This window comes from Lysinibacillus sp. NPDC093712 (assembly GCF_050280025.1).
In the GTDB taxonomy this organism is placed as follows: Bacteria; Bacillota; Bacilli; order Bacillales_A; family Planococcaceae; genus Lysinibacillus.
Genome location: NZ_JBNNUU010000001.1, coordinates 445,492 through 463,601 on the forward strand (window position 1 = coordinate 445,492; position 18,110 = coordinate 463,601).

Here is an 18,110-nt window from a genome sequence, read left to right on the forward strand (position 1 = left end):
GAGGCGTAAGCATGAACGAATATATTCAATACATCGATGAAAAGGGCATTACGCCTCTACTACTCGACAAGTTAGTAAAAGAAACGCAAACAGAACGTAATAAACGTTTACTTAACTACAATCGCTATAAGGCTGAGGTATCAGCAGTGCCGATTTTAACACGTAAACCAGCAGACTATGCCCAAGGTAATGCGCATGTGCAACGAGTGGATGATAAGGTGAACAATACTTTAAACAACCCTCTTGATGCTGAAATTGTAGACACAAAGGTTGGCTATATGTTCGGTAATCCAATTTCATATGTGGTAGACAAACAAGCTCAAAGCCTTATTAAGTTATCTGAGGCAATTGAGCTTTTTAATTTACGAAATTCTATTGATGACATGGACAGTGAATCTGGTAAGAAAACAGCTATCTGTGGCTATTCTGCTCGTTTACTTTACATTGACACTGACGGGAATGAACGTGCGATGGTCATCGATCCATGGGAAACAATCATTCTTTCAGAAAAAGCAGATGTGAGTGAACCTAAATACGCTATGCGATATTTCAAAAGCGCTGTACTAGATGCAGAAGGTGAGAAAGTAGAAGTCGAGCAGCTGGTGTTTTATGATGCTACAACTGAAAAGCGCTATTCTCGTACAGATAAGGATTCGCCATTCGTTCTAAAAGACGAGCGCAAGCATTTATTCAACTATTGCCCTCTATTTGGGGTTCCTAACAATGAGGAGCTTCAAGGTGATGCTGACAAAGTGTACAACTTGATTGATGCTTACGACCGTACACTATCCGATGCATCTAATGAGATTGAACAGTGGCGTTTAGCGTACCTGGTGCTTAAAGGCATGGGAATGGATGAAGAGGATGCACAGAAGGTTGCACGCACTGGCATTTTCGAGTTGATGGGTGAAGATGATGACATCAAATATCTAACCAAAGAAGTTAATGACCAGATGATTGAGAATCACCTTGACCGCTTAGAAGAAAACATCATGCGTTTAGCTAAAAGTGTGAACTTTAGCGATGAATCATTTGCCGGCAATGCAAGTGGAGTAGCTATGAAGTTCAAGCTTATGGCACTCGAGAACAAATGCAAAACGATGGAGCGTAAGTTTACCACTGCTTTACGCTATCAATTCAAAGTGTTATGCAGCGCTTGGGCTAAGAAGGGTATCTGTTCAAAGGACGATTACTTAAAACTTTGGTTTGAGTACAAGCGAAACATTCCAATTGATTTATTATCAGAGGCTCAGGCTTCACAAGCTCTAAAAGGTTTAGTATCAGAGCGTACACGCCTTTCTAAGATGTCTATAGTTGATGATGTGGACTATGAGCTAGAAGAGATGGAAAAGGATGCTAAGTTGTATGGTGAGGGTTTAGAGGACTTGGATGATGAAGCTGAAGAAGTTGAAAAGCAATGAACCAACAAGAGATTAATAAAATCCTAGATGAGTTGGAGAAAAAGTCTGAGAAAGACATTGAAGTTGTCTTTAATAAGCGCTTAAAAGCTATTCTTGACCAGATGCTTCAGATGCATCGTAAGTTTGGCAGAAATGGTGAAGCCTCATGGACTGACGTTAACAAATACAATCGATTCAACCAGGAAATGAAGCTAATGGCTGAACAGCTCAATGCTGATTACAAAGCTGTTATCAAAATTATACGAGAGTCTGAGGAGCGTCTTTACATTGAGAAATACCTAATGATGGCATACCTGCTAGAGCAGTCGACCAGCGAAGAAATGGGCTTTAAGATACCTACAGTTGAAATGATTGAAAGTGCTATAGTCAATCCAATTGAATTTTTAACGTTACCTAAGGTATTTGAAACGCAAAGGAACGACATTATCAGACGTTTAAACATTGAGATAGCACAAAGCTTACAAGCTGGAGAAAGTTACACTGAAATGGCATTTCGATTAGAACAGGCTATTATGGGTTGGGCTAAAAAGAAAGCTATCCTTGTTGCTCGTACAGAAGGAGGGCGAGTAAGGTCACAAGCAGATTTAGCTGTAGAAGAACAGGCTAGTAATACAGCTCGGTTAACAAAAGTGTGGATGTCTTCACTCGATACAAGAGTTAGAAAGTCACATAGAAAGCTAGATGGGCAAAAGGCTGATAAAGACGGCTATTATCACTATGGTGCATTGAAATCAAAAGCTCCAAGGCTATGGGGCGTTGCTTCAATGGATATTCAATGTCGATGTCATACGATCTACATGGTAAACGGTAAGCTTCCTGAATACAGACGTGGTAAAGACTATATGGATGACGCATACCAAAAGAAATTGGCTGTTCGTATTGATGCTTATATGGAGGATTTAGGTCTTACTTACAAGCAAGCTTTTAACAAAGCATACAAAGAAGTTAAGCCACCAAGCGTTACAGTGCCGTTTATGAGTTATGAAGAGTGGAAGAAAAAATTTAGCGGAGAGGTGTAGAAAATGGAATATTCAAAGTCCAGTAAGGTTGGTGCAGTTGAACTATATGAAACATTCGAAGGTGATGTTAACGAAATTGCAGAGTTAACTAAGGCACTTACAGTTAAAGAAATTCATAATAAACATGATTTTTCTGATTTAAAACATGTGAAATGGATTGGTCTGAAAAGTAATAAGTCAGAAGTTAACTATGATGGTTATTCTACATTGAATCTTGAAATAATTTTCAATGCAAATAGCCGACAGGAAACGGACTTAGCATTGTGTGAAATCTTGGAGAAAGCAACAGCAATATTTCAAGTCCCTTGTACAGATGGAGAATATCACTTTAGTACACCAGAAAATAATGAAAATAGCCTAGTTGAACAAATAAATCAATGGAACACTGAAATTGCTAAATTAGCTAAACGTAACATTGATATTGGTTTACTAAAGGAGTTAAACAGTCTTGGCCCAAAATGTCTAATCGAGGTATTAGCTCTTAATTCTTTAACTGATGAAAAGTTTGATGAGTATTGCCAATTGTACAGAGAAAAAGAAAAGTTGTCATTAGCACAAATTTATAATATTAAATGTAGTCACTGAATAAGTGGCTTTTTATATGCCTAAAAGGTGGTGAATAACATGCTAATATTCGTTGGTTTATTAATTTTAATTTGTATTGTAGGTTTTCTTGTGCTCATGTCTAAAGGAATTATTAGAGCTGGGCAGGGTTGTTCAATTCCGTCTGTAGCTTTTAACCTAGAAATGTTTACAGTACCTGAACTAGTTCTTGCAGATGTGCCTAAAAGTGCTGTAGCAGACTCTCATTGGTACGTAAAAGCATTTATGCGACCAAGACGAAAGAAGGTGTGATTATGAAAGACTTCCCTTTTGATGAACTTGAAGGAATCTTATCTCCTGAGGTAATTGAGCGATTAAAGCAAGAAGCTGATAACGCTGAAAGACAAGGTGATCCAAATGAGAATCAACGTATCTCGTGACTAGCACGTAAGCTAGAAAAATATTGAGAGAAGGTATAGAGTTGGCAAAATTTATAGTAAGTCTTAAAAATGAGATAGGTATTCTTGTAGATAATGTAACTGACGTTTGCAGACATGAAGACTTTGTTGATTTCTATAATAAAGAATTGCTAGTCGCATCTTTTAATAACGAAAACCTAAGTCACTTCCTACAAGTGGATAGTGAAACGGCAGAAGCATATAAAAATCCAACTTTTATATAAAGTTTTGTCTTTCCTCTCGCAGACGCTATAAAGAACGAGAACAAATACACTTTTGAACAGTTTAGGGATTCTACAGAATAACTAAATTGGGCAAGGAGGAAATTATGAATCAAAATATATTCAATTTAAAAACCTTTTTACCTTTAGATATTCAAATGTTTGCAGGAGATCCAAATCCAGAGCCAACGCCTGAACCTACACCGGAGCCAGCACCACCAGGAAACGGTCAAGGGGCTACATTGACACTTGAATCGGTTCAAGCTTTCTTAAACGAAAATGCTGAAGGTAAAAGCTACCTACAGTCTTTTGCTGATACTCGTGTAACGGATGCAATTAAAACGTATGAAACTAAAACTCTTCCAAAGAAATTAGAAGAAGAAATTTCAAAGCGTTATCCGCCGGAAACGGAGGAAGCAAAGCAGTTACGCGATTTAAAGGCACAATTTGAGCAGTCACAAAAAGATGCTACTCGTGAAAAGTTAGTGAATCATGCGTTATCAACTGCAACAGAAAAGAGTCTACCAAGTAAATTAGTAGAATTCTTTGTCGGAGAAGATGCAGAAAAGACAACTGCTAATTTAGGAGTATTAGAAGCTGAATTTAATGCTGCTGTTCAAGCAGAAGTGGACAAACGATTTAAAGACGGTGGAACGCCACCCCCACCAAAAGGTGGCAACCCAACGACATTGACAAAAGAGGCAGTTCTTAAAATGACACCTGATGAAATCAATGCTAACTGGGATGAAATCGTAAAAAACAATTTATTATGATTCCGCATTAGCGGTAAGGAGGAAATTTCAATATGACTATTAAAAACTTTATTCCAACAATCTGGTCAGCTCGACTATTACACAACTTACAAAAGTCTTTAGTTTTTGGACAAGCTGGTGTAATCAATCGTGACTATGAAGGTGAAATCAAGGCATACGGTGACACAGTGAAAATCAATGGTATCGGTGCTGTATCAGTAGGTGACTACACTCGTAATGCAGATATGACGGATCCAGAAGAACTGTCTGATAACACTCGAAATCTATTGATTGACCAATCGAAGTTCTTCAACTTCCTAATTGATGATCTAGATAAAATTCAACAAAATCCAAAATTAATGGATGCTGCAATGCGTGAAGCTGCTTATGCATTATCGAATGTAGCAGATCAGTTCATTGCATCTCACTATGTACATGCAACTAACACAATTGGCACTGATGCAGCACCGATTGAAGTAACGAAAGCCAATGCTTATGAGTACCTTGTTGACCTTTCAACTAAACTTGATGAATCAAACGTTCCAACACAAGGACGATTTGCTGTTCTGCCACCTTGGTTTGAAGGGCTTTTATTAAAAGATGATCGCTTTGTAGGTTCTGGTGCATTACCAGCTGACGAACGCTTAATTAATGGTGTTGTTGGCCGTGCTGCAGGTTTCTTACTAATGAAGTCAAATAACGCACCGTCAGTTGAAACAGGTTCAGGTGTCGTAGCAAACTCTAAAATTATTGCTGGTCACAATATGGCATGGACGTACGCTGAACAAGCTGCTAAGGTTGAAGGCTACCGCATGGAGAAACGCTTTGCTGATGCTGTAAAAGGCCTCCACCTCTATGGGGCCAAAGTGACACGTCCTGAAGCTTTAGCTGTATTATCAGCTAAACGTCCAGAGTAAGGAGGGGCTATAATTGTTAGTGAAAAACTTAAAGACAGGTATCACATGGGCGGTCACTGATGAACACGGTACCCGTCTTTTACGTTCAGGTGAGTTTGAGGAAACACAAGCAGAAAAGCCTAAACGTGCCACTTCTAAAAAGACAGAAGTAGAAACTGAAAAGTAGGTGGTCAATATGTGGCAACCAACACAAGAAGAAATCAATCAGCTGAAACAGTTCAATGGAATCAACGGAGCCAAGCATGACGAGTTTTATCGTGCAATGGCTCCTATTTTATTCGATCTAGCAAAAGACCACTGTAATGGAAAGTGGTGTCCTGAAACTATGCCACAAGGTGTGCGGCTGTTCATTGCAAAGGCTATTCAATTCAATATGCAAACAACAGGATTAAAAGGGCGCGTAATGGGAACTGTTTCGTATTCTTATGACACAGAGTTTCCTAAAGCTATCTGGACGTATTTACGACCTTACAAGAAGGTGAAATATCATGCCTTACGATGAATATTTTCACACAGTCGAGGTAGTAGAGAAGAAACGCGTTCCTGATGGTGCTGGAGGTTTTAAGACGGATTGGGTGCCTGTTGATACCTTAGAAGCATTTGTTGATACACCAACGAGCAAAGAGCAGTATTATGCGCAACAGTTAAGCAATCCTTTGGATAGGTACATGTATTACCCATATCGTACTGATTTAACATCAGCTATGCGATTGCGGTATGAAGGTGAACTATATGCTTTTGCAGGACGTCCTGAAGATCAAGGTGGTCAACATGAAACTATGCGTGTGGCGTTAAAGTTGGTGACTGCGTAATGGCTAAAATTACATTCAGTGGTCGTCAACTATTAAGAGCAGCACAACGTTTTGAAGAAGGATTACTAGATAAGATTTCAGACATAGTTTATGAAACAGCAAGGCTTATTCAATCAGAAGCAAAGGCCCTTGCACCAGTTGATGATGGAAGTTTGAAAGACTCTATCGAAATGAAAATGCTAGGGAAGTACAACGCTGTTGTTACTGTAGGAGCCCATTATGCTGTATATGTGGAACATGGTACAGGCATTTATGCTGAGAACGGTAATGGTCGAAGAACACCTTGGACTTATTACAGTCTAAAGCTTGGCCGTTATGTGACAACAGAAGGCATGAAAGCTCAAAAATTCTGGGGGCCGGCTGTTGATGCTGGTCAAGAGTATTTTAAAACAGAAATGAGGCGATTAGGCTTATGAGTAATTACTATGCCTTGCCTTTCTTCGAGCTACAAAAAGTCATTTTTCAGAAGTTAACAGCTTGTGAAGCTCTAACAAACATCACCAGAAAAGATGAATGGGATTTAGGTGTATACGATGCAGTAGATGAAAACACGCCTTATCCTTATGTCACTATTTCAGAACCTTATTCAAGTCCGTTTGACACCAAGACAAGCAATATCGAAACAGTAACTTTTACTATGCATGCTTGGTGGATGGATAACGATGAGTATAGTGGTAAACGTAAGGTTTATGAGATGCTATCAGCTTCACAGCAAGCTCTTATGGGACGGAACTACTCGATACCAGGGGCAAATGTATTAAGTGTCACAAGGCGTGATTCACACGTTTTTGATGACAATAGCCCTGGCGTAAAGCATGGAATTTTAACAATTCAATATAAAGTACAAATCATTTAACAGTCCTTATGGGGCTGTTTTTATTTTAGGAGGGAAAACAAACATGCAAAACGGTAAAGATACAGTATTACTAGTGCAGGTTGCGACAAACGCATTAGGTGCTGACGGGTTTTTAATCGGGAACCTTACTGAAAACTCTTATTCAATGGAGAATGAATTAGTAGATGAACAAACGAAATTCGGGCGTATTTTAGCCTATGGCCAATCTAGTGAATCATTTGAAATTACAGCTTACGGGGATAAAACGGATCCTGGACAAAAAGCTATTCTTGATGCAATTCGAAATGAAAAACAGTTGAAGGTATGGGAAGTTGATTTATCTTTAAATGCAGCAGGAAAACATGATGCTATTTTTGCATATACACTTGTTGAATCTGTAGAAAAATCAAGTCCGGGCGATGGGTTCCAAGAAATTTCAGCTACGCTCCAAGTAATCGGTAAATCTCAACCAGGAGAACTTGAGCCTTTGCCATCTGAAGTAATTGAATTTGCTCGATATGGATTTGAGGCTCCTGGTCAGAAATCGGGTGAGTTTGGTGGAGAACAAGAAGAAGGCATTGCAGTTTCTAGTATTTCCGTGACACCTCAATCAACTTCAGTAGTAGTTGGAAGTACACGTCAATTATCAGTTACTGTCCTTCCCGCTGAAGCTCCAAATAAGAATGTTACTTTTACTTCAAATGACGAGTCAATCGCAACTGTAACACCTGCTGGATTAGTGACAGGGGTAGCTGCTGGTTCAGCAACAATTACTGTTACTTCTGCAAGTGGAGGAAAAACAGCAACAGTGGCGGTAACTGTTACAGCTTCATAAATAACTTAGCACTCATTCGTGAGTGCTTTTTCTTATGCTAAAAAACAAAACTTAGGAGGCTATTACACATGGCTACATTAACAATTAAAGGTGAACAGCAAGAGGCAAAATTCGGATTTGCATTTAAAAACTTAGCAGATAAAAACTACAACCAAAAAGATGCACAAGGAAATGATTTAGGTGGGTTCAATGGTATCTATACAGGTCTTTTACAATTCGATATTGATGCGTTAAAAGCATTTTGGGACTGCGGTTTAGCTCACTTAGGTACGAAAGGCCGACCTTCTATTGCTGAAATAGAAGAAGCCTTAGAGGAGCGAATTAACAAAGACGGGGAATCTGATCAGTTATTTAAAGAAGCATTCAAGGAAATTGATGCATCGGGTTTTTTCAAAAGAGATGCGAAGACGTTTTGGAAGAACTTAGAGATGTTCAAAGACATGGGCAAAACAGACGCGGAGAAAGCCGAGAACGCTCAGGGAGTCAAGATGCTATCGGACGCGAAAATCGAGTTGATGGATTAGAGTGGCTTGAAGTCTTAACAGATGTAGCCCAACACATGAGTGTTTATGATGTGGATTTAATTATGTCATGGACGCCTAATGAGTACAAAGCTTTTAAGAAAGGCGCTTTATTACAAGTTATTGATGACTATGACAACATGGCTCGTATGGCTGTGTTTCACCGCATCGCAGCTAATAAAAAGAAGCTTAATGTTGCAAAGGACTTATTTGATGCTAAGTCTGCACGAGATCGTATTACGAGTGGGGATAAAGCGTGGAAAGAATCCAAAAAGATTGATACTACACGTCATGCTAAAGCTCAAGAAGCCATGAAGAAATGGGCTGAGAATCATAACAGGAGAGGGTGATAAAGGTGAATGGTAACTTTACAGCACGTATAGGTGCTCGTATTACAGAGTTTATGGCTCGAATGCGTCAAGTTCAAAACACTATTCGCACTACAGCCAATGATGTACGTGTTGACATTGGAGCAGATGTTAGTCAATTTAATCGTCGAATGGCTGAAATCCGAGCACGAATTGCATCTTTAATTCGTGAACGGGTGGTCATCAAGATAGAAGCTCGAATAGAAGAATTTCAGAATAAAATCAACCGGATTGCAACAAATATTCGAGCTTTCGGCGAGTTAATGCAACACACCTTAATGGGCACAATGATGGCTGTCTTTCCTGCAATAGCACCCATATTGGCTAATGTTGCGGTGGCTATTGCAAATTTAGGTCCAATGATTGGTACTGTCGCTGGTTCTACATTTGCATTAGCTGGTGCATTCGTCGCAGCAGGTGCAGCAGCAGTTGCGTTTGGTGCTGTAGCCATACCAACTATCAAAGATTTATTCAATGAAACTGGTCCACCATTCACAGCGCTACAAAAGAAAGCTTGGAATTCGTTTGAAAGCGTAAAGAAAACATATCGTTCTCTTGTGAAAGAGACAGAAACGCCAGTCTTGCAAGCTTTTACAAGTGCAATGCAAGCAACAGATTCTATATTAAATAAATTAAGACCATTATTTAATACCAGTGCACAAGCAGTAGCTAATTTAATGGCTCAGCTAAATACAGCTATCGAATCGCCACCTATCCAGCAGTTTTTAGATTATCTAAATGCTAGTGGAGCTCCAATGTTGGAGACGTTTGGTCGCTCATTCGGAAATGTATTCAAAGGCTTACTATCTATGCTTACAGCCTTTGCTCCGTTAAGTGTAAGTACAGCAAAGGGCTTTGAAGAAATGACAGCCCGTTTTGCAGAGTGGGCAAATGGGTTAAGTAGTAGCGCGAAATTTCAAGCATTCATTGACTACGTGAATACAAACATGCCAAAGATTCGTGCTATCTTCAGAGATGCAATTGCTGGAGTTGTGTATTTCTTTAGCGCATTTGCTGGATCTTCATCTGGAATGATGGATGGGCTAGTCTCGATGATGGCTCGATTTAAAGAGTGGTCATCAACCCTTAGTCAAAATCAAGGTTTCCAACAGTTTATAGCATTTGTTCAACAATCAGCACCTAGTGTCATGACTCTAATTGGTAACTTAATTACTTTCCTTGTGAACTTAGGTATCGGAATGGCTCCTCTTGGTGCAGCTATTATTAACATTGCTAATAAATTTTTAGAGTTTGCAAATAGCTTGATGGAAAATAATCGATCTATAGGAGTCATCATAGCTGGTCTTATTTCGTTTGGTGGTATTTTACTTACAATAGTACCGAACATTATTGCTTTTGGAACTTTATTTAAAGGATTGGGCACTGCTATGACAAGCGGGCTCGGCAAAGCATTTAAATTTATCAAACCTTTATTTACTAACTTTGGTGCAACCATTGCACGAATTAGCGCATCTGTATTACCGAAATTAGGCACGGCAATTGGGCTTATAACTAATCCAGTTACTCTAGTTATAGCAGCTATAGCCGGTTTGATCGCGGTATTTGTGGGGTTATATCGTACAAATGAAACGTTCCGTAGCCAAGTTCAAACTGTTTGGGAAGCTATTAAAACAGGAATTTCGATTGCAGTAACAGCTGTTAAAGATTTGATTATGTCAGTCTGGTCTCAAATCACGACCTTCTGGGCTGAAAACCAAGCAAATATTATGTCTACTGCATCGACTGTATGGAACGTAATAGGAACTGTTGTAACATCTGTGATGTCTGCAATCGGAGCAATCATGCAGTTTATATGGCCTGTCGTAAAAGCTTTAATCATCTCCACATGGGATGCTATTAAAAACGTCATCCAAGGTGCTATTAATGTTATTTTAGGAATCATAAAAACGTTCAGTTCTCTGTTTAGTGGTGACTGGCAAGGCGTATGGGATGGTGTTAAGCAAATACTTGGCGGTGCTTTACAAGCTGTCTGGGGCGTAATCAATCTTTACTTTATTGGTAAATTACTTGGCCCATTAAAAGCATTTGGCTCAACTGCAAAAACGCTTTTACAAGGTGTTTGGACAACGATTAAAGGTATCTTTACAAATACTTTAAACACGATAAAAAGTACTGTAACGACGATTTTCAATGGGATGAAGACAACCATTGAAACTATCTGGAAAGGTGTTAAAACATTTTTTGATACAGTGCTAAATGGCATTAAATCTATCTTCACGAGTGTTTGGAAATCTATTGCTTCATTCTTAGATAATTTCTTTACTAGTTTATCGGGCACAATCCGTACTGTTTGGAATGGTATCAAGAGCTTCTTTTCTAGTGTATTAAACGCCATTGCAAACATTATTAAGAGCATTTGGAATGGTATTAAATCAACAATCTCATCAATCCTAAATGGTATAAAAACAGTTATTGAAACCATTTGGAATGGATTTAAAACAACCGTTTCAACAGCGATGGATAACGTGAAAACTGCTGTGGTAAATGGTTGGAATGCTGCAAAGTCATTCTTAGAAGGCATTAGCCTAGTGAAAATCGGTGAATTTATCGTAGCTGGATTAGTTACCGGGATTAACAACTGGTTTGGTAAAGTGAAAGCTAAAGTTATGGAATTAGCCGAGCTATTACCGGAATGGCTACGGAATAAATTAGGGATTCACTCACCGTCTCGTGTCATGATTGCTATTGCTAAATGGATTCCGATAGGAGTAGCTAAAGGGATTGAGAGTACAACTGACGTTGTAAAAAATGCAGTTAATAAAATGACACAAAAAACAATTCCTGATTTTAGTGAGACACTATCCATCACAAAGAAGATGATCTTACAGACAAAACAAATTGTAAACAATGCACTCAAAGAAACCAATAGTGAGGCTCTAGCAATTCAAAAGGAATATGATGCTAAACGTGCTGAACTTTCTAAAAAGACAGATGCTAAAATCCAAGAAATTAAAGCTAAAGCCGCTGATAAAGGTAAAAGTCTTACTGCAGCACAAGAGCGTCAAATCACAAAGATTATGGAAGACGCTAAAGTTAGTCGTGAAAAGCTAGCATTGGCCGAGAGTAAAGAACTTGAGAAGATAAAGTCTAAAACGCAGAAAGAAACCTTTAATGCTCTTAAAGATTTTGCAGATAAGCAAATCGGGTTAGAGAAGTGGTCTACAAAGCAACAGGCCGAATATTGGCAGTATGCAACTAAACAGTTCAAAGATGGTACTGATGAACGTATTCAAGCCCAAATTAATTACAATAAAGCGATGTCTGAACTGACTAAAGAGAAATTTGAGACAGAGAAGTACTTTATTGACCGAGTGAAAAAATATGGGCAAATGTCTCTTACTCAAGAACTGGAGGCGTATGAAAAATATGTAAAGCAATACAAAGCAGGCAGTGAAGAGCGAATTTACTACGAAGACAAAGTAGCAGAAACGAAGCAAGCTATTCACGAAAAGCTAATGGCTTTAAATGATGAGTTCACGGGGAAAATGCAAGAAACCAATCAGAAATTAATCGACGGTACGCGAGAACTCAATAAAGAATATGAGGATGCTTTAAATTCTCGATCAAGTTCTCTTTATAGTTTTATGGGCATTTTCGATGAGATGGAAGAAAAAGCAGAAGTGTCTGGTCAAAAACTTATCGATAATTTAAAAGGACAGAACGCAGCGTTTAAAGATTGGGCTGCCAATGTTCAAAGCCTAGCATCGAAAGGGATAGATGAGGGTTTACTTGCTGAGTTACAAGCAATGGGGCCAAGTGCTGCTGCTGAAATCTCTGCATTAAACTCACTTAGTACAAGCCAATTAACTGAGTATGTGTCACTTTGGAAAGAGAAATCTAGCTTAGCTAGAACACAAGCTGAGACTGAGCTCACAGGTATGAAAGCTAAAACTGAACAGCAGATTAATGAACTTCATACAAAAACACAAGAACAACTCACGAAGTACGAAAAAGAATGGGCAGAACAAATAAAAGAAGTTCGTACAGGTACAGAGAATCAGTTCAACGCGTTAGTAGCGAAAATGCCACAAGTTGGTGCTAATGTTATACGCGGAATGCAAAAAGGATTATCTGATATGACGCCTGCTCTTATGGCACAAGCGCAGGGAATCGCAAACAGCATCAAAGCCACAATAGAAAGTGCTTTAGCTATTCACAGTCCGAGTCGTTGGGGTAAAAAAATGATAGGGCACAACCTTGTTAAAGGAATCATCATTGGGCTTGCTGATATGAAACAAGATGCGATTAAAGCAGCTGCTGAAGTGGCAGAGTGGGTTAAGCCAGCAATCGATGTGAGCGATATTATCAACGATATAAGTGGTGTAATCGACGCTATCCAATCAGAAATTGAACACAAGGTGAAAGTTGACGTTGAAGTGAAGGGGAATGGTGGAGAAGTTAAAGGAAACATTGTCCATCAGGAGGTTAATTTACACTCTCCTAAACATTTAAGCCCGTCAGAGAATGCTAGACAGTTAAAACGAGTAGCACAGCAAATAATCTATTAAAGGAGGTCGCTCATTTGGAGAATATTACTTTTACTAATCGTTTTGGAGAGGTCGTCTCATTTGGCGGCCCTCCTTTTTATTTACAAAAAATTAATGGGTTAGGTGACGTTTCTGTTAATTTACAAACGCAAAAAATCCCTTATCAAGACGGTTCCGTTTTTATAGATGCTTTGCTCGAAGAAAGAGAGATAGATATTGAATTCTTAATCGTCAATGCTTTTGATGAAGGTGGTTATGGCACCGTGTCAGAGCGAAGGGAACGAATCGCAAAAGTATTAAATCCTAAACTTGGACCAGGTACATTGAGATATGAAAATGAACATTTAGTGCGTGAAATCTTTGTAGTTGCTGACAGTGTACCTGTTTATCCAGATGACGCACGAACTAAAACAATGCAAAAAGGCGTTGTGAACTTTGTTGCACCTGATCCATACTGGCGAAGTTTGAAAGTTGAAGAAGAACCAGCATTCAAACCTTTATTCCAGTTTCCGTTTTCAGGTCCGTTTCAGATGGGTGAACAAAGGGATAGACGTATTATCAACAATGACGGTGATGCTCCGGCACCAATTTATGTAGAGTTTTATGGACCTGCGGTAAATCCTAAAATCGAAAACGTCACTACAGGCGAGTTTATTCGAATTAAACAGACTTTGCTTGAGGGTGAAAGGCTGATTCTTGACACAACGCCTGGCGTTAAATCAGTTGAGTTTGTTAATTCTTTAGGCGTGAGAAGAAATGTATACACTTGGATTGATTTAAACAGTCGATTTTTTAATTTACAGATAGGTGAAAACGACATAGCTTACACCGCTGATAATGAAGTGCAAGGGGCTATCGTCAATATTAGTTATCATAAGCGTTACAACGCTGTATAAGGAGGGGTAATCGTGACAGAGATATTTAAGTTTTTTAACAGTGCACCAGGTGATGAGCGTTGGCATTACGCTAGTGATTTTGCCGATTATTTTGGCAAAGTATTAAGTACCGGACTACTTCATAAAGATGGCAGTCCTAATTTGCAGGTGAAGGTTAAGGCAGGCACATTGCAGACTTACGTAGAGCCTGGAGAAGCGCTGATGCAAGGTTATCAGTATCAAAATACACAAGATTTATATCTAACACATAGCCTTCCAGAGCCTAATTTAGATCGCATTGACCGTATTGTATTACGATTGGATAAACGAAATAGTTCACGATATATAAGGTTGTTTATAAAGGAAGGTGTTTCAGCAGCAAACCCTGTTGCACCAGCATTGCAAAGGGATAATTATATTCATGAAATCTCCCTGGCACAGATTCGCTTAACAAAGAATACTGCTACACTGAATCCTCTGTTCTTAGTTGATGAGCGTATGCAAGAATCTTTATGTGGAATTGTTTATTCACTGATAAGCGTACCAACTAGCGTGTTCCAACAGCAATGGGATAGCTGGTTTAACATCGGAAAGTATTCATTTGCTGAAGAGTTAAATAAATGGATGGACGATGAAAAGGCGTCGTTTACTTTGTGGCAAGAAGGTCAGAAAAGTGATTTTGTAGCATGGAGAGATGGTGAAGAGGCATTATACCAGTCATGGATACAAGGACGTAAGGCCAACTTTGACGAATGGTTCGCTACAATCAGAGGCGTATTGGATGAAGAAGCCGCGGGTAATATCATGAACGTAATCAACGACCATAAGGACTCGCCAGTACCTCATAAATACTATGATGAAGGACTGGCTCAATCTATGCTATACGGGTTGAAAAGAAACGCTACTTTAGACACGCCAGCATTTGTATATGGCGCTACCGAGGCAGGACCTCATGACGTGATTAATCTTCCGAATTATGCGCAGGTGGAAGATGTTAAAACTGTAATTGACGAGACTGCTGGCAAGGTGATTGATAATAAGGGTAATAAATATCTTCCAGTAATGCGTGAGGAATTAAAAGGTGGGCGTCAGTTATCCACTACGAATATAACAGGTCGTCAATCACTCTGTGCGATAACTGAAGACTTTATTTTCATGCGTAATCAAACCCCACCTGGTGGATATATGGTTCACATATTGTATAACAAAAATACTGGATTGTCACAAACTGTAACCATGGGTGACGCTTTATACTACAATTCCCATCCAAGTCTGACTGGGCCTCAATTAACGGGATATAAAAATTCGAAAAACATGCTTATTCAACACGGAAATCATTTATTGTATATAGCCACACTATCAGGTGGTGCTACTTCGATTATAACAATCGATACCTCCAAGATAGTAGGTATAAATGCTAATGGTAATGCAGCGGTACGTTATATAACGTCATCGGTGCCAGCATCTGGTGGTCTATATAAGACTAGGCAGAACATTTTGTGGCATGGTAAAACATCGATGTTATACTATATTAATGCTGAGCTACCTCACAATGCAGGAACCAATCCCGTTAAAGGGATGGAGTTGGCCGTTGCCCCCAAATATGTTGGAGGTAGCGCACTTATTAAAACCATCTATGGGGTGTTCGACGCATACGAAGCAGATAAAAATATAATAGTTATAACTGGGCTAAACACATCAAGTGTTGGATTTATATGTAGAATGGATCTCTCAAGTGGAACAATTTTATCATATATAAACGAACCTTCTATCTTTGCTGAGGCTATAGGTACTAATGTGATATATGAAGATGAAAATAAAGTTATTTCCTCAAGCAACGAGTATGTATTCATACTTAACAAAAAATCACCATTAGGAGTAACAAGATTAGAGTCCGTTAGTTCGTATCCTAAAACTATGCATTCAATGGATTCTGAATCATTTATTGTTAAGGGATACGTGGATCAATCTACTACTGGTGGCGTATATGGTAATAGCATACGATGTCCCCGAGAGAAGTTTTATTTTGACGGACGACCTTCTGAACCATTGGAACCGTTATATTTCGACACATCTGACTATCTCCCTCCATACGCATCAACGGGATTTATTGTACCGCTATACGGCAAGGACTCCAAAGAGGTTTATATACAGACATCAGAGTTCGCAATCAGTGGCATAGGTACTACTGGTTCTGCAATTAATGGATTATTCAAAGCAGAATATATGAAAGATATAAAAGGTTATGAGGAGGTAATAAAATGACAGTATGGCTATATCCTTCGGGAGACACTTTCGTAGTATTTAATAACGAACCAGATATTGAGGGCGCTATCGTCCTCGATGCTTTACCAGAGGGTGTTGGTATTTTAAGAAGACGTGATGATGGTACTTTTTACTACGAGTCCGTTTTGGAACCAGTGGACCCGAATCCAGAACCTGAGCCAGAGCCAGTACCACCAGTCGAAACAAGTATTGAAAAACGTTTAGAACAAATTGAATTGACATCGGCTTACACGCAATTGCAAGTTGACTATGTAGCATTCTTAACAGAAATATTGACAACACAACCTAAATAATAAAACTTGGAGGAAATAAATATGAATATCACTTATGTAAACGCAAAAAAAGTAATCGGTTCGGGGAATTATAATCCACAACAAATGATGACACTGCTTGATTTGTATGTAGCGTATAATCGCATAACAACTGAACAATATGCAGAAATGATGGATATGATGACGACAGGACAAACGCAAGCATAAGCTTAGCGTTATTTTTTATGCCTTCCACAGATAACTGTGGAGGGCTTTTATTATGAAAGAAGGTGAACAGCATTAAAAATTTACCTTTACGTATTTTTGATTTCAATTTTAATCTAATATGCGAAATTGACCAGTATAGCAGTTTACAACTGACTCGTTCAGATGCAGATATTGGGCTGTTAGAATTACAAATAAATCGGTACTTGCTACATGCGGACAAATTACAAAAAGGACATATCATTTTCCCTAGTAATCATTTGCATAAAGCTTTTATTATCAGGCATCGAGAAATTGAGTTAGACGAGGATGGGAAAGCTACAGAAAACTGGCTCATTAAAGCACAGTCTCTTAAAAGTTTTGCTACTCAAAGGCTCATATACCCTGCAACGGATAAAACTCATGAATCAGTGACAGGTAACGTTGAAACTGTTATAAGGCATTTTGTGAATACGCAAATGATTAATCCAGTTGATTCAAAAAGGAAATTCCCGAACCTTGTGCTGGCTTCGAACCAAAACAGAGGTGTTACTGTCTCAGAACAATCACGATATGACAATTTAGCTGAAAAGCTTACTGAATTATCACAACTTCACAACTTAGGTTGGAATATCGTTCTGAACATTACTGCTAAACAATTTGTTTTTACGATTAGTCAAGGACGCGATTTAACAGCCTCTCAACAGAATACACCTTCTGCTATTTTTAGTACTGAATTTGAAACACTTGAATCCTTGTCATACCTAGAAAGTGATTTAGAGTACAAGAATTTTGCTGTTGTTGCTGGTCAAGGAGAGGGGCTAGACAGGCGAATTGTGACAATCGGCGATTCACAAGGTCGTGATCGCTTCGAAATGTTTGTAGATGCAAGGGATGTATCTGAAGAAACAGAAGGTGAGACACCTCAACCACGTCCTGTTGTTGAGATTGTTGCAGACTTAACTAAACGAGGGAATGAAAAGTTATTAGAGCACATCCAAGAAGTGTTTATGGAAGGGCAGGCACTCACATCATCAAGACTTATGTACGAGCGTGATTATGACTTAGGGGATACAATCACATTACAAGATAGAGGTTGGGGCGTAATGATTGATACTCGTATTACTGCTATCAAAGAGATTTACGAGTACGGTAAGCAAAAGGTTGAATTGACGTTTGATAAAGACCGACCTAATTTCATGAGTAAAATTAAAAAAGAAATTTCGGCAATAAATCCAGAATTAAAGAAGTAGCAAACTTTTTTGCAGGAAATACCTTCCTTTT

General features: G+C 38.8%; 22 protein-coding genes. All 22 read left to right on the plus strand.

All coding sequences use genetic code 11. The features are described 5' to 3' along the window. Positions 1 to 11: 11 nt before the first annotated feature. The 22 genes from ACQKNX_RS02270 (at position 12) to ACQKNX_RS02375 (ending at position 18,079) form a co-directional block, all read left to right on the plus strand. The gene (locus ACQKNX_RS02270; protein ID WP_427427380.1) at positions 12 to 1,421 is read left to right on the plus strand and encodes a phage portal protein; all 1,410 of its coding nucleotides are present in this window, start codon (positions 12 to 14) and stop codon (positions 1,419 to 1,421) included. Then, on the plus strand, positions 1,418 to 2,440 hold the full coding sequence (locus tag ACQKNX_RS02275; protein WP_427427381.1) for a phage minor head protein: 1,023 nt from the start codon (positions 1,418 to 1,420) through the stop codon (positions 2,438 to 2,440). Before ACQKNX_RS02270 ends, ACQKNX_RS02275 begins: the two co-directional genes overlap by 4 nt. A gap of 3 nt (positions 2,441 to 2,443) precedes the next feature. Next, positions 2,444 to 3,025 carry a hypothetical protein gene (locus ACQKNX_RS02280; RefSeq protein ID WP_427427382.1) on the plus strand — a complete coding sequence of 194 codons (582 nt, stop codon included), beginning with the start codon at positions 2,444 to 2,446 and terminating at the stop codon, positions 3,023 to 3,025. A 39-nt stretch (positions 3,026 to 3,064) separates the two neighbouring features. Further along, positions 3,065 to 3,295 (plus strand): hypothetical protein, encoded by a 231-nt coding sequence (locus tag ACQKNX_RS02285; protein ID WP_427427383.1) that lies wholly within the window; start codon positions 3,065 to 3,067, stop codon positions 3,293 to 3,295. Between the two features lie 2 nt (positions 3,296 to 3,297). Next, entirely contained in the window at positions 3,298 to 3,423 is a 126-nt protein-coding gene (locus ACQKNX_RS02290; protein WP_427427384.1) for a hypothetical protein, read from the plus strand. 41 nt (positions 3,424 to 3,464) lie between these two features. Continuing rightward, positions 3,465 to 3,665 (plus strand): hypothetical protein, encoded by a 201-nt coding sequence (locus ACQKNX_RS02295; protein WP_427427385.1) that lies wholly within the window; start codon positions 3,465 to 3,467, stop codon positions 3,663 to 3,665. Positions 3,666 to 3,769: 104 nt separating this feature from the next. Further along, a complete protein-coding gene (locus tag ACQKNX_RS02300; RefSeq protein ID WP_427427386.1) occupies positions 3,770 to 4,435 on the plus strand; it encodes a DUF4355 domain-containing protein in 666 nt (221 codons plus the stop codon). Positions 4,436 to 4,467: 32 nt separating this feature from the next. After that, positions 4,468 to 5,331, plus strand: coding sequence for a P22 coat protein - protein 5 domain protein (locus ACQKNX_RS02305; RefSeq protein ID WP_427427387.1), 864 nt, complete (start codon positions 4,468 to 4,470; stop codon positions 5,329 to 5,331). Positions 5,332 to 5,350: 19 nt separating this feature from the next. Further along, positions 5,351 to 5,497, plus strand: a complete 147-nt coding sequence (locus tag ACQKNX_RS02310; RefSeq protein WP_427428253.1) for a DUF7302 family protein — start codon at positions 5,351 to 5,353, stop codon at positions 5,495 to 5,497. A gap of 9 nt (positions 5,498 to 5,506) precedes the next feature. After that, a complete protein-coding gene (locus tag ACQKNX_RS02315; RefSeq protein WP_427427388.1) occupies positions 5,507 to 5,833 on the plus strand; it encodes a phage head-tail connector protein in 327 nt (108 codons plus the stop codon). Beyond that, positions 5,820 to 6,143, plus strand: a complete 324-nt coding sequence (locus ACQKNX_RS02320; RefSeq protein WP_427427389.1) for a phage head closure protein — start codon at positions 5,820 to 5,822, stop codon at positions 6,141 to 6,143. The genes ACQKNX_RS02315 and ACQKNX_RS02320 overlap by 14 nt, the downstream gene beginning before the upstream one ends. Then, on the plus strand, positions 6,143 to 6,559 hold the full coding sequence (locus ACQKNX_RS02325; RefSeq protein ID WP_427427390.1) for an HK97-gp10 family putative phage morphogenesis protein: 417 nt from the start codon (positions 6,143 to 6,145) through the stop codon (positions 6,557 to 6,559). The genes ACQKNX_RS02320 and ACQKNX_RS02325 overlap by 1 nt, the downstream gene beginning before the upstream one ends. Further along, positions 6,556 to 6,999 carry a DUF3168 domain-containing protein gene (locus tag ACQKNX_RS02330; protein ID WP_427427391.1) on the plus strand — a complete coding sequence of 148 codons (444 nt, stop codon included), beginning with the start codon at positions 6,556 to 6,558 and terminating at the stop codon, positions 6,997 to 6,999. The genes ACQKNX_RS02325 and ACQKNX_RS02330 overlap by 4 nt, the downstream gene beginning before the upstream one ends. A gap of 43 nt (positions 7,000 to 7,042) precedes the next feature. After that, positions 7,043 to 7,813, plus strand: coding sequence for a phage major tail protein, TP901-1 family (locus ACQKNX_RS02335; RefSeq protein WP_427427392.1), 771 nt, complete (start codon positions 7,043 to 7,045; stop codon positions 7,811 to 7,813). Positions 7,814 to 7,881: 68 nt separating this feature from the next. Further along, a complete protein-coding gene (locus ACQKNX_RS02340) occupies positions 7,882 to 8,337 on the plus strand; it encodes a tail assembly chaperone (RefSeq protein ID WP_427427393.1) in 456 nt (151 codons plus the stop codon). Continuing rightward, complete coding sequence (locus ACQKNX_RS02345; protein WP_427427394.1) at positions 8,226 to 8,684, plus strand: hypothetical protein; 459 nt, start codon at positions 8,226 to 8,228, stop codon at positions 8,682 to 8,684. The genes ACQKNX_RS02340 and ACQKNX_RS02345 overlap by 112 nt, the downstream gene beginning before the upstream one ends. Positions 8,685 to 8,689: 5 nt before the next feature. Continuing rightward, the gene (locus ACQKNX_RS02350) at positions 8,690 to 13,231 is read left to right on the plus strand and encodes a hypothetical protein (RefSeq protein ID WP_427427395.1); all 4,542 of its coding nucleotides are present in this window, start codon (positions 8,690 to 8,692) and stop codon (positions 13,229 to 13,231) included. Between the two features lie 14 nt (positions 13,232 to 13,245). Beyond that, entirely contained in the window at positions 13,246 to 14,106 is an 861-nt protein-coding gene (locus tag ACQKNX_RS02355; RefSeq protein ID WP_427427396.1) for a phage tail family protein, read from the plus strand. A gap of 12 nt (positions 14,107 to 14,118) precedes the next feature. After that, the gene (locus ACQKNX_RS02360; RefSeq protein WP_427427397.1) at positions 14,119 to 16,350 is read left to right on the plus strand and encodes a hypothetical protein; all 2,232 of its coding nucleotides are present in this window, start codon (positions 14,119 to 14,121) and stop codon (positions 16,348 to 16,350) included. Continuing rightward, a complete protein-coding gene (locus ACQKNX_RS02365) occupies positions 16,347 to 16,664 on the plus strand; it encodes a hypothetical protein (RefSeq protein WP_427427398.1) in 318 nt (105 codons plus the stop codon). Before ACQKNX_RS02360 ends, ACQKNX_RS02365 begins: the two co-directional genes overlap by 4 nt. Before the next feature lie 21 nt (positions 16,665 to 16,685). Further along, complete coding sequence (locus tag ACQKNX_RS02370) at positions 16,686 to 16,850, plus strand: hypothetical protein (RefSeq protein WP_427427399.1); 165 nt, start codon at positions 16,686 to 16,688, stop codon at positions 16,848 to 16,850. A gap of 62 nt (positions 16,851 to 16,912) precedes the next feature. Then, positions 16,913 to 18,079 (plus strand): siphovirus ReqiPepy6 Gp37-like family protein, encoded by a 1,167-nt coding sequence (locus ACQKNX_RS02375; RefSeq protein ID WP_427427400.1) that lies wholly within the window; start codon positions 16,913 to 16,915, stop codon positions 18,077 to 18,079. Positions 18,080 to 18,110 lie beyond the last annotated feature (31 nt).

What these genes read in the sequence shown, in the direction of transcription:
- ACQKNX_RS02270 (WP_427427380.1), top strand. Translation starts at nt 12, where the DNA reads ATGAACGAATATATTCAATACATCGATGAAAAGGGCATTACGCCTCTA.
- ACQKNX_RS02275 (WP_427427381.1), top strand. Translation starts at nt 1,418, where the DNA reads ATGAACCAACAAGAGATTAATAAAATCCTAGATGAGTTGGAGAAAAAG.
- ACQKNX_RS02280 (WP_427427382.1), top strand. Translation starts at nt 2,444, where the DNA reads ATGGAATATTCAAAGTCCAGTAAGGTTGGTGCAGTTGAACTATATGAA.
- ACQKNX_RS02285 (WP_427427383.1), top strand. Translation starts at nt 3,065, where the DNA reads ATGCTAATATTCGTTGGTTTATTAATTTTAATTTGTATTGTAGGTTTT.
- ACQKNX_RS02290 (WP_427427384.1), top strand. Translation starts at nt 3,298, where the DNA reads ATGAAAGACTTCCCTTTTGATGAACTTGAAGGAATCTTATCTCCTGAG.
- ACQKNX_RS02300 (WP_427427386.1), top strand. Translation starts at nt 3,770, where the DNA reads ATGAATCAAAATATATTCAATTTAAAAACCTTTTTACCTTTAGATATT.
- ACQKNX_RS02305 (WP_427427387.1), top strand. Translation starts at nt 4,468, where the DNA reads ATGACTATTAAAAACTTTATTCCAACAATCTGGTCAGCTCGACTATTA.
- ACQKNX_RS02315 (WP_427427388.1), top strand. Translation starts at nt 5,507, where the DNA reads ATGTGGCAACCAACACAAGAAGAAATCAATCAGCTGAAACAGTTCAAT.
- ACQKNX_RS02320 (WP_427427389.1), top strand. Translation starts at nt 5,820, where the DNA reads ATGCCTTACGATGAATATTTTCACACAGTCGAGGTAGTAGAGAAGAAA.
- ACQKNX_RS02325 (WP_427427390.1), top strand. Translation starts at nt 6,143, where the DNA reads ATGGCTAAAATTACATTCAGTGGTCGTCAACTATTAAGAGCAGCACAA.
- ACQKNX_RS02330 (WP_427427391.1), top strand. Translation starts at nt 6,556, where the DNA reads ATGAGTAATTACTATGCCTTGCCTTTCTTCGAGCTACAAAAAGTCATT.
- ACQKNX_RS02335 (WP_427427392.1), top strand. Translation starts at nt 7,043, where the DNA reads ATGCAAAACGGTAAAGATACAGTATTACTAGTGCAGGTTGCGACAAAC.
- ACQKNX_RS02340 (WP_427427393.1), top strand. Translation starts at nt 7,882, where the DNA reads ATGGCTACATTAACAATTAAAGGTGAACAGCAAGAGGCAAAATTCGGA.
- ACQKNX_RS02365 (WP_427427398.1), top strand. Translation starts at nt 16,347, where the DNA reads ATGACAGTATGGCTATATCCTTCGGGAGACACTTTCGTAGTATTTAAT.
- ACQKNX_RS02370 (WP_427427399.1), top strand. Translation starts at nt 16,686, where the DNA reads ATGAATATCACTTATGTAAACGCAAAAAAAGTAATCGGTTCGGGGAAT.